Below are 14018 nucleotides of genomic sequence, written 5' to 3'. Positions count from 1 at the left end.
TTTACTGTATAAAGTTATAATCGTAAAAACTTTTTATAAGCTCCTCATTTCCGGTAAACACTTCATCAAAAGTACCCTGACTGATAAATTTGCCATCATCCATTACAGCTATCTTATCCCCTACTGATTTAGCGCAGGTAAGATCGTGGGTAATGATGATGGAGCTGGTATTGAATCTTTCTTTTACGGCATTAATGAGCCGGTTGAGTTCCATACTGGTAATAGGATCCAGGCCGGCAGTAGGTTCATCATACAACATAATTTCCGGCCGCAGGATCAGGGTGCGGCCGATACCAATTCGTTTTTTTTGTCCGCCAGACAGCTCAGCCGGCAGCTGGTTAATGGTTTCCGGCAATCCGATGGCATCCAGTACGATGTCAATCGTTTTCCGGATTTGCTCCGGGGTGAATTCCCGGTTATTCCTTTTGAGGGGAAAGGCCAGGTTTTCCCCTACTGTCATACTATCATACAAGGCGCTGCTTTGAAAGGAGAAGCCCACTTTCAGGCGCAGGGCACGCAAAGCCACATCATCCAGCTGGCTCACTTCCTCACCCAATACTTTTACCGTACCGGCATCCGGCTTGAGTAACCCAATGATAATTTTTATCAGCACCGACTTTCCCGTACCTGAACGGCCCAATACCGCTACGTTTTCGCCTTTATGCAAGTCCAGGTTAATGCCCTCCAGAACATGTTTCTCTCCAAAAGATTTATACAGATCCCGGATGCTGATCACCGTTTCATTCATATCAATATGTTGCATATTTTTTTTCATAAGCTACCGGATTGCATTCATCACGTGAACAATAATCACCTCTTCTATAAAGATCAGGAACATAGATACCACTACAGAAATATTGGCCGCCTTACCCACACCCATGGTGCCTTGTGAGGCATTGAACCCCTGATAACAGCTAACCATCCCGATGGTGAAACCATATGCAACGGACTTAATTAATGCCGTAGAAAAATCAAGGAATGTTACCTGTGTAAACGCACTATCAAAAAAGGAAATAAGACTGGTTTGTTCGTGGGCATGCACGTCAAGATAAGATCCCATACAGCCCACCAGGGCATTGTAGAACATCAGCAGCGGCAAACATATGGTCGTTGCCGTTACCCTGGTAACCACCAGGTATCTGAAGGGATTAATGGCAGATACCTCCATGGCATCGATCTGTTCTGTCACCTTCATAGATGCCAGCTCCGCACCAATACTGGACCCAACCTTACCGGCACAGATCAATGCTGCGATCAGCGGCGCCAGTGCCCTTACAATGGCAATGGCTACCAGTGACGGCAGCCATGCAGTAACGCCAAATTCCGATAACGTAGGACGTGATTGTTCTGTAAAAACCACGCCCGTAATGAAACCCGTGACCGTCACCAGGGCCAGCGACTTATATCCCACCTGGTAACATTGATGGATAAACTCTTCTACTTCTATGGGAGGTCGGAAGGCCTCCCGGAAGAAGCGGAGAACAAATAAGGAGAAGTCATAAAAAAGCAGGAAAAATCCGTCAATTTTAGCGGTGATAATTGGTTTATCGGGTTTATCGTTGGTAGAACTCATCTTCTTGTAAATGCTTACACTAATTACAATTCTATGCCGGTTTTGTTAAGCAGATACGCATTTAAAATACAAAGTAATGCGAAAGCGGGTGTTAACCCAATGGTACACTCATTGTCCAGCATTCATAAATTTTGCCCTCCCGGAACTTGAGGATGTCCGTGCCCACTACGGTAAATTCTTTCCCCACTATATCACCTGCCTGGCCTGTAAGCCCCGCATATACGCCGGTAGCCTTCCAGTAACAGGTAACCGTTTGTTGTGCTACATCTACAAACGGACCTGCATCTGTAGCGTATTCCAGTGCGACGTACCTGTTACGGATGTGTTTATGCGGATGGAGGCCTTCGGCCTTTGTCTTTTCTTTAGCAGGATTAGACTGATTATGCTGATTTTTCTGATTTTATCTTAGCGAAGAGTTTATTATAATGTCAGGATTATGCCACCAAAATAGTTTCTTCCCGGTGAAGGATTATAAAAACGGTTACCTGCTGCATTCAGATCATTACCCAGTGCGTATTTTACATTCAGCAGGTTATCAACGCCGCCCTGTAAAGTTACATTATAACGTTTGTGCAACGGCAGCTGCCAGCGGGCTTTGGCCTGAAGCAGGTGATAGCTGCCGGCATATACACTGTTATCGTCATTCAACGGAATGCTGCTGGTAAAAGTATGCTGTACGTACAGCGATGTTTGTGCCGGGAACTGTAAGCCCAAACTGCTTACCAGCACGTGTTGCGGCACACCCGTAAGTTTGTTGCCCGAATAATTTTTACCTGCACTGATATAATTGTTGAACTTAAAATTACTGTAAGTATAATTTTCCTGCCATTTGATACCCCGGATAGCACCCTGTTGCCGTGGTAATAAGAGCCACAGCATGCCCTGCAACTCCAGGCCGGTTTGACGTGTACCACCAGCGTTCACAAAATATTCGGTGCCATCATCATGCAGTTTGCGCACAATAGCATTTTGCATACGGTAATGGAACAAAGCAGCATCCAGCATGGCGCTGCCGCGACGGGCATAGATGCGTACGCCCGTTTCATAGTTCCAGCCGGTTTCCGGTTGCAACGAGGTATTAATAACGTGATCGGCTGCACGTATTTCGGCGGTTGCCGGTGGCGAGTAGCCGCGACTCACGGTGATACGCCCCGTAATGTAAGGACTGAACAGGTAAGAGAAAGAAACCCTTGGCATCAGCTGAGGTGACAAGTTCACTTTCGTGTGCCCGTTAGTGTTATAGCTGTAGCCGTAATAATTCAAACTTATTGCTGCTTCCACCAGGAAATTATTAACGGTAGCCTGGAAGCGGGTGAAGAAAAAATACTGTGCGGCCATCAGTTTATCTGCTGCCTGCACTGTATCCCGCTTGCCCTGCCGGTTACCGTAGTTAACGATATCAGACCCGGTTTGCTGCCATTCCAGACCGCCCAGCCACTTCCATTGCAAAGCGGTATGATGATCGGGATTGTTGATCCATTGCAGGTAAGTGCGTATCCCTGCTGTATTTTCATCTCTTACTTCATAGTTGGTGAGGAACGGATTTTCAAAGTGTGTATTGGCGCCAAATACCGACAACACCTGTTGTAACCGCGGATTAAATTGCGCTTCATGTGTGAGCCCTCCCTGGAAAGTGCGGTTATAGATGCCTGCCTGTTGCGTAACAGCCCCGGGAAGTGTGTTGGTAGCTGGTCTTGCTGATTGCGGATTCGCCTCGCTTTGCGCCAGCGTAAGACCACCGGGTGTACGATACGAAAGATCTGAATAGAATGCCAGCAACTTCAGCACATAACCGGGTTTATATTCCCATCGTTGAGTGGTTTGGGTATAGGATCTTTTCAGCGCTGTATTCTGCCGGTAACCGTCTGATTGCTGATAGCCCTGTAATACCTGCAGCTGGTAGTTATTCCATTTTTGCTGCCAGGCGATGCTGCCATGGAACAAGCCATAGCTGCCACCTTGCACGTTTACCTGTAAATGATGCGTGTCATTGGGCGGTGGCGATAGTTCCAGTCGCACTACCCCACCGGAGTTGGCCCCAAAGAGGCTGCCGTCCGGGCCTTTCAGGATTTCCGCCTGGCTCACCGCATCGGGGTCTATGAGATTCAGGTAGGCATTACCTCCTGCATCCGTCAGCGGGATATCATCTATATAAATTTTAATATTACGGATACCAAAAGGCGAACGGAGTAAACTACCGCGTATGGATAAACGATAACTGCCGGGTGATCTTTCCTCCATGCGTAAACCTGGTACCGTGTTCAAAGCGCCCAATAGTGAAGCACCCTGCTGTAGCTGCATATCAGCTGCAGACACTATACTCACGGCAGTGGGTATACGTTGCAAAGGTGACTTTGAAAAGTAAGATTTCACAATTACTTCCGGCAACTGCTGCAGCGTATCCTGCTGTGCCAGCAACCGGGAAGCAGATAACGTGATTAATATAGCAGCCCCCGACAAAATGCGCATGTTCATAAAAATTATTAAGTCGCTGTATCAGGGATACAGCGACTTAATATATAAATATTTCTGCGGATTACTTATGTATTTGTTCCGGAGTCATGCTCCACCCCGGTTTATTGTTGCCGGATTTGCCCTATTTTTGCATCACCATTCCTTAACAGCACCGTAGTAATTATTGAAGTATGAAGTTAATAATATCACTTTTTTTCTCGTTGATCCTGTCATCAACACTGTTCGCACAAGACAGCACCTTCAGGATTTCAACCACCCATCTGACTGGTAATTTTTATGTGTATACTTCCTATGGGAAGTACGCCAACACTATATTTCCGGCCAACGGGCTTTACGTTGTTACCGACAGCGGCATTGTAATTATTGATACTCCCTGGAGCGAAGCACAAACGCAACAATTAATAGATACACTCACACAACAATATCATCAAAAAATTGTGCTCGCCATTGCAACACACTTTCATGATGACAGAACTATCGGATTGGACGTGTTTAAAAAAAATGGCATAAAAACCTATACCAGCAAGCTAACCGCGGATTTGTGCAAAGCCGGAGGTTACAAACAACCCGAATTTACTTTTGATAAGGATACCACTTTTACTGTAGGTAAGTTGCGCATTCAAACGTACTATCCCGGCGAAGGACATACCAAAGACAACCTGCTTATCTGGTTTCCAAAAGACCAGATACTTTATGGTGGCTGCTTTATAAAAAGCCTGGAAGCAAAAACAATTGGCTTTACCGGAGATAGTAATTTAGCGCAATGGCCGGCATCACTGCATAACGTGGCTACACGTTTTAAACATACCAGGTATATTATTCCGGGACATCAGGGCTGGCAAGGGAATGCGGAGATGATTACGCATACGCTGGAGCTGTTGAAGTAGGAACGGATACGAATACCACCCCCATCCCCTCCTTGTTACATGGGCTTTAACAGCTGCCTCACTATTTCAATCTGCCCGGGACTAGCCTTGGTTTTATCATAAGCCAGATAAATAGTATTGGTAGTAGGTACGTTTCCTATCCAAACTTCTTTCAAACGGCCCTGTTTCAGCGGTTCCACTGCGAGGTAGTTGGCGGTGACAGTCATACCATTACCATTACTGATCGCTTCCAGGATGTTATGCATATCAGGGATGACGTAACGAGGCTTCATCACCGGGCGCTTGGCGAAATTCTGTAGCCAGAATCGGCGGATAACAGCCAGGTCGCTGCTGTAGGCAAACCAGTCCTGTTTTAACAACCAGTCCTCCGCTTTATCATGTTCTTTATTGGCCAGGTAGCCGTCCAGCACAGTTGTGTCCATATCTGCATTGGCAACGATTGTGAAGCTTTCCATGAATAAGGGTTCATAAGTGAGGTGTTGCCCTTCGATGAGTTGTGCGGCAATCACAAATTGAATATCATTCTTTTGAAGTTTTGAGATAAGGTCTTTCGTTATCCCAAATTCCATTGTTACCATGGCCGGAAGCCGGGTGATATTTTTTGCAAATAAGCTGTAAAAAATCTCCTTTACAGCGCCTATGTTGATATACGGCAGCTCCTTATAAATACAACGATGCCTAAAATCTGTTTCTACATTCTCCAGTCTTGATAAAGGCTCAATAATCTGTGTATAAAACATTTTACCATAATCTGTTGGCACAATACGGGGCTTGCGCTCAAACAATTTCATGCCTACATGTGCTTCCAGCGCAGAGAGGTGCTGCCCCACATTAGGTTGTGAAATAAATAGCTCCTTAGCGGCTGCTGTTAGCGAGCCTGTTTGATAAACAGCCTTAAAAGTCCTGTACCATTCTAAATTAACCATACTGCAAATTATAAATATTTTTATGAACCTACATAAATCAAGCTATTTTATTTATAGCATATATCCACTCACCTTTGCAACAGTTTAATAATTTTTAAAAGAGATGAAAAAGATCGCATACATCGGCTGTTTAGGCTTGATAGGCATTATCACAACAGAATTTGGCATTATCGGCATATTGCCACAGGTAGCTACCTATTACCGTATCAGCATCAATAAGGCCGGCATCCTGCTAAGTGCTTTTGCTCTGGTGATTGCATTAACCGGTCCGTTTATGACGCTGCTCGCCTCGGGCATCAACCGCAAAAAAATCATGCTAGCGGGCATGAGTATCTTTTTGCTGACCGGCATTGTATCTGCACTGGCACCTCCTTTCTGGCTACTGGTGGTGATGCGCATGTTACCGGCCTTCCTGCAACCCGTATTTATTTCTTCCGCCATTGCAGCAGCAGTGCGCCATGGCGATAAAAAACAGGAACATCAGCTTATGGGGATTGTACTGGGTGGTATTGCCATCGCCATGGTGACCACCGTGCCTTATGCTACATATCTGGCGAGTGTTTATACATGGCGGACATCATTTATTGTTCAGGCTATCGTAAGTGCCTTGGCACTGATCAGCATCTTCAGTGCATTACCATCTATGCCGGTAGCGGAAAAAAAATCATACGGCACACAATTGAAAATATTGACCCGACCGGATTTTCTGCTCAGCAGCGCTATGAACTTCCTGATGATTGCTGCCTGGTTTTCTACCTATAGTTATTTTGCTGACTACCTGGGTAAGGTAAAACAGATGAGCCCTCAAACCATCAGCTACATGATGCTGCTGTTTGGCGTTACCGGCATACTGGCCAACTGGCTGGCCGGCAGGATGCTGGGCAAAAGTATTCCGCTTACAGCCGCAGCTTTCCTGTTGGGCACCATCTTCATTCCTGCAGCTTTATATTATGCCGGCAACAACTCCTTTGCTACCATGATCGTGATTGCCATATGGGGATTTTTATATGCGCCCTGTTTCCTTAACGCTGCCGCCTATATGATATCCGCCGCTCCGGATGCCATGGAATTTGCCAATACACTGGCTATCTCCTTTGGTAACCTGGGCGTATCTGCGGGTACCATCGTGGGTGGATGGGTGATTGCCAACTATGGCATCGCCCAGGCCCCCTGGACAGGCATGGCGTTTGGTGTGGCTTCCTTGCTGATGATTGCACTCAGGAGCAAACTGGAGGCAGGTGCAAAGAAGCAAGTCGAAAACCATTCCTTTCGTCACATATAATTACATTTCCATCACATTTGTTAACCCAACTCCTTCTCTTCCTGTAATTTTTGGGAAAATATCGCTGCTCACCCAAAACTACACTACATGAAAAGAATATTCCTCCTCCCTGTTGCAGCCGCCGTTTTGCTATTGCTTAGTCAATGCAATGTACAGGGAGGCACCATGAAAACTTATTTCTGGACACATACACATCCGGACAGTACTTACTATCTTTATATTAATGATACTTACAAAGGTGTACTGCCCTACCAGGATAATGCGCCTACCTGCGGCACTGCGGCCTTACAACAGCAAACACTTTTTATACCGCTTCCCTCCGGCACCTATAGCATTGAAGTAAAAGATAAGCAGGGTAATGTAAAACTGCTGGAAACTTATAAACTCCATATGAGCAGAGGGAATATCTCCCTTAGCCTCACCACAAAAATGCCTTCCGTTGGCAACAAGAGAACTGCGTCGGGTGATTGTGACATCGAAGAATTATATTTCTGAGGCATCGTTTTATGATCATCATCAGTTGACAAAAACATCATTGCATGTTTAAAAATTACTTCCAGCTCGGCTGGAGAAATCTGCTGAAAAATAAGCTATCCACAATCATCAACATCGGCGGACTGTCCATCGGTTTAGCCACCGGCATCATTATCATGCTGTGGATTACAGATGAATTCGGTTTTAATGCTTTTCATGCGCATCTGCAGGATATCCATTTACTCATGCAACACCAGAAACGGGATGGCACCTTTTTCACCGGCTCGTCCACTCCTGCCCCGCTGGCAGCTGCATTGCGCAGTGATCTCCCTGAAATAAAATATGCCGCCCGTTCCTCTTACGGCGGTCAGCAACTGATCAAAACAGGCGACAAGAACATCTATCAATTATCTCTCTATGCAGATCCTGACTATTTTAATATCATGACTTTCCCTGCCATAGCCGGCAATCCGGTTACGGCGCTGCGTGAGCCGGGATCTGTGGTATTAACCGAAAGTGCCGCCGCCAGATTATTTGGTAAGGCAGATCCCATGGGCAAAATTATCCGGCAAAATAATACACATGACCTGAAAGTGGCTGCCATCATTCGTGATATCCCTCCCAACAGCACAATGCGCTGTGATATTATACTGCCTTTCCGCCTTTTTGAACAGGAGAACAAAGACTGGATAGATAAATGGGATAATAACCGGCTCCTGACCTGGGTACAACTACAGCCTGGCGCCGATCTGCCGGGACTTAACCACAAACTGGAAAAATTATTCCTGGAAAAAACGCAGGACTCCACCGAACATTTGTTTGCTTATCCTTTTGCAGATTCCTGGATGCATGGCGCCTTCAAAAACGGTAAACCCAACAGATACGGCGGCCGCTTCCAGGTGGTAATGCTGTCAGGCATTATTGGTTTGTTTGTTTTGCTGATTGCCTGCATCAATTTCATGAACCTCGCCACTGCACGCTCTGAGCGCCGTGCCCGAGAAGTAGGTGTGCGCAAAGCGTTAGGCGCCTCCCGCAAGACCATCATCTTTCAATTTCTGGCAGAAGCCCTGTTAATTACTTTCCTGGCTATGCTACTGAGTATTTTACTGACACTTATTACGATACCTGCACTCAACCGCATATCCGGCAGAAGTATTTCTTTTGGCTTCTCTAATTGGCGAATATGGTCAGGACTCCTTAGTTTAGTATTATTTACCGGGCTTGTAGCCGGCAGTTACCCCGCATTCTTTCTCAGCAGTTTTCAGCCCGTGAAAGTTTTAAAAGGTGTAATCAGCCATCATAAAGGTGGATCTATATTGCGCAGGAGTTTGGTGACCTTTCAGTTTGTCCTTTCCATTATTATGATCATTACTACCATCGTCATTTATAATCAACTCCGCTACGGGCAAAACAGGCCGGTAGGCTACAATCAGGACAACCTGCTTGAGATACCAGCCAGGGGTGATATGACAGGCAAATTTAAAGTCCTTAAAAACGATCTGCTGCAAATCCCTGAGATAGTGAGCGTATCTGCCGGCACAGATAACCTGCTGGAATATGGCGGTGCTACCGATGGCATTCAATGGCCCGGAAAAACACCTGATCAGAATTTTTCGATAGTGGTTTCCTCTATACAATACGACTGGGCCAGAACAGCCGGGATGACCATGGTAGCCGGTCGTGAGTTTAGTCCGGATTATGGCAGCGACTCCACCGGCTGCATCGTGAACCAGACGGCGGTTAAAAAGATGGGACTTAAAGAGCCGATAATAGGTACCCTGTTAGGCAAGAATCCTATTATTGGTGTAGTAAAAGATTTCGTTTGCGACAACCCCTTTAATGGTACCAGACCGATGGCCTTTTATCTCGGCACCGGTGCTATGAATCATTTTTTTATCCGTCTGCGTGATGGTGTTGATCCCCAACAAAGTCTGGTTAAAATTGAGCAGGCAGTAAAAAGAAGTAACCCGGAATACCCCTTTGAATATTACTTCAACAAAGAAGCATATCAGAAACAGTTTGATGGTATCCGTTCCGGACAGCTGATGATCAACTGGATAGGTGGTATGGCTATCCTGATTTCCTGCCTGGGGCTCTTTGGCTTATCTGCCTTCCTGGCGGAACGCCGTAACAAAGAAATTGGTATCCGTAAGATCATGGGGGCTAATGCTGTCAGGATATGGTTTATGCTAACGCAGGATTTCCTGAAACCTGTTATCATTGCTTTCCTGCTCGCAGCACCACTGGCATTGATTATTATGCAGCAATTACTGCATGGTATAGAATACCGTATTGAATTGCAGTGGTGGATGTTTTTATCGGCAGGAGCTTTGGCTGTTATCATTGCGGTGGCAACAGTGAGTTATCAGGGAGTAAGAGCAGCAAGGGCCAACCCGGTAAAGGCGCTGCAGGCGGAGTAAGTCAGGTGTGTTTCCTGTAAAAGAATAAAATAATCAAGCCAACAGCCATTATAATGGTTATTACCACCGCCAGCCAGCGAATGATGAGGAGTGGCCAATTGTGATGCAGCGGGAGTGCAGTAATTTCAGCTGCATCTAACCAATCCAATTCTTCATAACGATCAATTCTTTCCTGGGGGAACTGGTAGCGCAGGTCTTGCCATTGTTTTTTTACGATTGCATTTTCACGGATGAGCTGTTCCAGGTAAAGCTCTTCTTCCTCAGAGATATTCCTTGCCAGCCGGGATATCATTAAACAATGTACATAGTCCGGAGTGTCTTTTAAATCAACCATTTTAAGCTCTTTTAGAAGCGTGCAGCTACACAAATAGGAATCACGCAACAGGGGTAGTCAAAATAGAGTTTGATGAGGGCTTCAATTCTTTATTACTAATATACACATGTGAGCGGATAAAGGTACTATTGAAAAGGATAATCTCTAAATGAAATCTCAGTGTTGCATGATGTTCTTTCCTGTTAGCAGGTTTTCTCAGCCTTTCAACAATGTGTTACAACTTTATTCTTTTGAAAAAAGTCATGCTGTATTCGCAATACAGTAACAGGGTTTAACTTTGAATTAGTAGTAAAGAAAAACTGAACTGTAGCAACTCCCAATTTAATCCCATCGCCAGGCTTTAGTAACACATGGAGAAGCCGAAAACCATTATAAACGAGTGACAGTATTGTCAACCAAAGTTTAGCTTTTTGAGGCTAAAAAGCAACTATCATTATGAAATTTAACATTAAGCAAAAAGCAAGGGTTATGCTGATAGCCATCATGCTTTCCGCAGTTATTGGTGGTGCGCTGGCATATAACGCACGACAGATTAATATATTCTATTCAGCATCTACACCATTAGGGGCTTGTACTATACGTGTATCTCTCACCTTTTGTATTACAATAACCGTAGGGATCACCACTCGTCTAAGTACTGCACCAACCACTGCTCCCTGTCCGACTATAAGGGTTACCATTTGCCTTTAATCATTATTTATAGCCAGTATCTCTTTAATTACCTTCCATCAACAGACCAACTCCTGGAGTTTTGACAGTTGTGTCCAGCTCCAGGCCATCATCGATGCCTTTTAGTTTTGCGGGGATTCCTCTGGTCATCCATTTAGGAGCTGGCTTATCTTTTAGATAATGATCAAAGAATTGGGCCATACGGATATTGAAATCATCGCCATCTTTACCGAAAACACCATGGTTGCCTTCATATACCAGCATCCATGACTTCTTGCCCAAACGACGCAATGCCGTGAAAAGTTCTATTGCATTGGCAAATGGGCAAACACCATCATTTTTTGTATGCATCATTAAAAGGGGTGTTGTAATTTTATCTGCCTGTAAAATAGCGGAGTTTTTAATATACCGCTCAGGCTTTTCCCAAAGGCTTGCTCCAAATCGTAACTGGCCTGATTCATACATCCCCTGCAGACTCGCACCATAAGATATTAGCCCACCATAACCGCTTATTAAGTCGGCAATGCCCGATGCGGAGCAGGCGGCGGCAAATATATCCGTCTGGGTGATCAGATAATTGGTTTGAATAGCACCCCAACTAAGCCCCTGTAGGCCCATTTTCTTCGTATTTACATATGGGAATCGTGATAAATAGTGAGCAGCAGAAACCACTGCATTATAGGTTCCCTGAAAAGGATCTCCTATCGTATAATGAATATCAGGTGTAAACACCAGGTAACCATTGCTAACATAACAGGGAATACAAATGGTTCCTCCATCAGCCAGGTCAGGTTTCAGATATGCATTTAATCTATCAGACTTTATTTCATAGTAGTGGAAGATCACCGGATATTTCTTTGTTGAGTCAAAATTTTCAGGCTTGTAAAGAATCCCCTGCAAAGCGCTTCCATCCAATGATTTCCAGGTATGCAGTTCAGCTGAGTACCAATTATATTTTTTTTCAGGATGAAGATCACTTAACTGGGTAAAAGTTTTAAAGTTTGTTGTGCTAAAAAAATTTGGGGACTCTGCGGCATTCATGCGCTTTATGATATACACTTTTACATCCGTTGCTTTGACAGGAGTAAAATTGGAGCGACTGGGGAGATATGGGTTGTCAGTAACATCATAAAGGTAAGGGCCCATAGTTAGTGAATCAGGATCTCCCGTTTTACCTACTATTTTTCTATAAAAGCCATTATCTTTCGTATTCCGATTAAACGCAGTAAAAATAAGTTCCTCATTTCTTCCCAGGGGATGGCGAGGATAATCATCCAAGGCCATGAAAAATACAATGTTGTGTTTGAGGCCAAAGCCATTAGTCAGATTCAGCGCGGGAGTTTTTCCTGTTGGATCTATTTGCCACACATCATACTGATCATAGATGATTACCGCTGCATCCTCCTTCATCCAACCTCCTATTACTCTACCATAATCTCTTTCCCAACTGGTTGCAATCCCTTGCGTAATATTTCGGATCACGCCCGAAGCTGTTTCATAACTAAAATATTCTTTTTGTTTCTTATCATAGTAAATTACATATTTACCTTCCGGAGACATTTCTACCCAAAAATTGTCTGCTAACCAATCCAATGGTTGTTTTTCTCCATTTTTAGTGGATACAAGATACCAGGATAGTTTGCACGCCGGATTCCAATTCCATTCTCCGCTCTTCCCATCGCTTTGCTGATGACGAATCATTGCGACAGTATCCTGTGCATGATTAAAATCAGATGACGAAATTCTTTCAAAAGCCTGTTCCAGTCGGACAATATGGCGCTCCGCTATATTGATAACAGCTGCATAACTTTCAGGTCCTGATTCATCAAATTGTTGCGATTGTAATTTTGTGTCTGTATAACTCCAAACATCTACCTGTACTCCATTTGGTGAAGGCTTGTTACCTTCCTTTTCTTCTAATGTAAAAAACAGGCGATTACCATCTTTACTAAAATGCTGGATACTGCCTAATGCTAAACCATTCTCTATACCTGGTGCGTGTTTAGTCGCTAAATTGACGGCCCTGGCTGTTCCGGCTTTATAATACCAAATGGATTTTTCTTTTTGACTGTTAATTTTACTTTCAACGATAAAAGCGAGTTGCGTTCCACCTGCATCTAAAACAATATTTTCTATTCCGGTTCCCTCCCAGATAGTAGCAATATTTCCATCACCAAGGGTTCCCCATCTCAATGATTGGATAGTGTTGGTGTCTTTTTTAGATACCATTTGCAATACTAACACCCTACCATCAGCACTAAATAAATAGTCCTTAACCGAGGAATAAGATATTTTTTTACCCGTTTTAAGATTCATTGTCACCACTTCTTTTTCTAATGTGTTCAATTGATATGCAAGCCATACATCACTGTTTTCATGCTGGAGCTTAAAAGAATTTACCTGAGGGATATACGTGATGGTAGTGCTACCTAATCTGACAATACACAAGCTGTCATTAGGGTTAATACACACTGCCGTCTGGCTATCCTGCGTAAACTCAGCACGATCAACATGCTGTATTTCTGTCCTCCAATTACCTTTGATCGCTTGTAATACCAGTGTGCGACTTCCTACTGGCTGATTCATAATGCTATACATGGCATAATTCCCATCATTGCTAATAGTAGCTCCTTCAACAGATGGCCATTTGTCATATACGCTGGAATCAATGAGTGGTTTCTCAATATGTTGGGATCCATCTTTACTTTCCCGAAATAATTCTTGCGCAAAGCAGATGGTCGTAGAAAATATAAAGAGAAGAAATAAAGCGCTTTTTCTCATTACTAAGAATAGTTTTCTAAAGTGGCTTCAATTCAATTGTAATGTTCATCTTTAATAGTCTTTGCTGTCATATTGCTACAATAAGGAAATTAATAAAACAACTGCAGTCAGATAACAACTTCAGGGCACTTTAATTATATAAGACTCATGCATAACTATTTTATGGCAAGGCATTGCTGTATAGTTGTTGTGTCGTT

11 protein-coding genes are annotated in these 14018 nt (G+C 44.1%); 5 read left to right on the top strand and 6 right to left on the bottom strand.

From position 1 onward, the window contains the following. Nucleotide 1 precedes the first annotated feature (1 nt). From CLV51_RS14650 to CLV51_RS14640, 3 genes are all read right to left on the bottom strand, one after another. On the bottom strand, nt 2–775 hold the full coding sequence (locus CLV51_RS14650) for an ABC transporter ATP-binding protein (protein ID WP_106528756.1): 774 nt from the start codon (nt 773–775) through the stop codon (nt 2–4). A 3-nt stretch (nt 776–778) separates the two neighbouring features. Next, the gene (locus CLV51_RS14645) at nt 779–1573 is read right to left on the bottom strand and encodes an MlaE family ABC transporter permease (RefSeq protein ID WP_106528755.1); all 795 of its coding nucleotides are present in this window, start codon (nt 1571–1573) and stop codon (nt 779–781) included. Between the two features lie 420 nt (nt 1574–1993). Continuing rightward, on the bottom strand, nt 1994–4048 hold the full coding sequence (locus tag CLV51_RS14640; protein ID WP_211301998.1) for a TonB-dependent receptor: 2055 nt from the start codon (nt 4046–4048) through the stop codon (nt 1994–1996). Between the two features lie 170 nt (nt 4049–4218). On the opposite strand from CLV51_RS14640, the gene bla reads away from it, so the two are divergent. After that, nucleotides 4219–4935: a BlaB/IND/MUS family subclass B1 metallo-beta-lactamase gene (gene bla, locus CLV51_RS14635; protein ID WP_106528754.1), complete on the top strand. Its 717-nt coding sequence runs from the start codon at nt 4219–4221 to the stop codon at nt 4933–4935. Nucleotides 4936–4970: 35 nt separating this feature from the next. Here bla and CLV51_RS14630 read toward each other — a convergent pair whose 3' ends face one another. Next, a complete protein-coding gene (locus tag CLV51_RS14630; RefSeq protein WP_106528753.1) occupies nt 4971–5861 on the bottom strand; it encodes a LysR family transcriptional regulator in 891 nt (296 codons plus the stop codon). A gap of 103 nt (nt 5862–5964) precedes the next feature. Here CLV51_RS14630 and CLV51_RS14625 point away from each other — a divergent pair, with 103 nt between their 5' ends. The 3 genes from CLV51_RS14625 to CLV51_RS14615 all read left to right on the top strand — a co-directional run bounded on the left by CLV51_RS14625 (nt 5965) and on the right by CLV51_RS14615 (nt 10037). Beyond that, entirely contained in the window at nt 5965–7143 is a 1179-nt protein-coding gene (locus tag CLV51_RS14625; protein ID WP_106528752.1) for an MFS transporter, read from the top strand. An 87-nt stretch (nt 7144–7230) separates the two neighbouring features. Then, nucleotides 7231–7638 carry a hypothetical protein gene (locus CLV51_RS14620; protein WP_106528751.1) on the top strand — a complete coding sequence of 136 codons (408 nt, stop codon included), beginning with the start codon at nt 7231–7233 and terminating at the stop codon, nt 7636–7638. A 44-nt stretch (nt 7639–7682) separates the two neighbouring features. Beyond that, nucleotides 7683–10037, top strand: a complete 2355-nt coding sequence (locus CLV51_RS14615) for an ABC transporter permease (RefSeq protein ID WP_106528750.1) — start codon at nt 7683–7685, stop codon at nt 10035–10037. 1 nt (nt 10038) lies between these two features. On the opposite strand, the gene CLV51_RS14610 is transcribed toward CLV51_RS14615, so the two are convergent. Beyond that, on the bottom strand, nt 10039–10371 hold the full coding sequence (locus tag CLV51_RS14610) for a hypothetical protein (protein WP_106528749.1): 333 nt from the start codon (nt 10369–10371) through the stop codon (nt 10039–10041). Between the two features lie 435 nt (nt 10372–10806). Here CLV51_RS14610 and CLV51_RS28915 point away from each other — a divergent pair, with 435 nt between their 5' ends. After that, nucleotides 10807–11061 carry a hypothetical protein gene (locus CLV51_RS28915; RefSeq protein WP_146151287.1) on the top strand — a complete coding sequence of 85 codons (255 nt, stop codon included), beginning with the start codon at nt 10807–10809 and terminating at the stop codon, nt 11059–11061. A gap of 24 nt (nt 11062–11085) precedes the next feature. On the opposite strand, the gene CLV51_RS14605 is transcribed toward CLV51_RS28915, so the two are convergent. After that, entirely contained in the window at nt 11086–13821 is a 2736-nt protein-coding gene (locus CLV51_RS14605) for an alpha/beta hydrolase family protein (RefSeq protein ID WP_106528748.1), read from the bottom strand. Nucleotides 13822–14018 lie beyond the last annotated feature (197 nt).

It is taken from the genome of Chitinophaga niastensis (assembly GCF_003014755.1).
GTDB classification, from domain to species: domain Bacteria; phylum Bacteroidota; class Bacteroidia; order Chitinophagales; family Chitinophagaceae; genus Chitinophaga; species Chitinophaga niastensis.
The sequence above is the reverse complement of the archived record's forward strand: the minus strand, read 5'-3'. Positions and strand labels throughout refer to the sequence as shown.

Excerpts from the sequence above, each read along its gene's own strand:
- CLV51_RS14650 (WP_106528756.1), bottom strand. The coding sequence starts at position 775 with ATGAAAAAAAATATGCAACATATTGATATGAATGAAACGGTGATCAGC.
- CLV51_RS14645 (WP_106528755.1), bottom strand. The coding sequence starts at position 1,573 with ATGAGTTCTACCAACGATAAACCCGATAAACCAATTATCACCGCTAAA.
- CLV51_RS14640 (WP_211301998.1), bottom strand. The coding sequence starts at position 4,048 with ATGAACATGCGCATTTTGTCGGGGGCTGCTATATTAATCACGTTATCT.
- bla (WP_106528754.1), top strand. The coding sequence starts at position 4,219 with ATGAAGTTAATAATATCACTTTTTTTCTCGTTGATCCTGTCATCAACA.
- CLV51_RS14630 (WP_106528753.1), bottom strand. The coding sequence starts at position 5,861 with ATGGTTAATTTAGAATGGTACAGGACTTTTAAGGCTGTTTATCAAACA.
- CLV51_RS14625 (WP_106528752.1), top strand. The coding sequence starts at position 5,965 with ATGAAAAAGATCGCATACATCGGCTGTTTAGGCTTGATAGGCATTATC.
- CLV51_RS14620 (WP_106528751.1), top strand. The coding sequence starts at position 7,231 with ATGAAAAGAATATTCCTCCTCCCTGTTGCAGCCGCCGTTTTGCTATTG.
- CLV51_RS14615 (WP_106528750.1), top strand. The coding sequence starts at position 7,683 with ATGTTTAAAAATTACTTCCAGCTCGGCTGGAGAAATCTGCTGAAAAAT.
- CLV51_RS14610 (WP_106528749.1), bottom strand. The coding sequence starts at position 10,371 with ATGGTTGATTTAAAAGACACTCCGGACTATGTACATTGTTTAATGATA.
- CLV51_RS28915 (WP_146151287.1), top strand. The coding sequence starts at position 10,807 with ATGAAATTTAACATTAAGCAAAAAGCAAGGGTTATGCTGATAGCCATC.
- CLV51_RS14605 (WP_106528748.1), bottom strand. The coding sequence starts at position 13,821 with ATGAGAAAAAGCGCTTTATTTCTTCTCTTTATATTTTCTACGACCATC.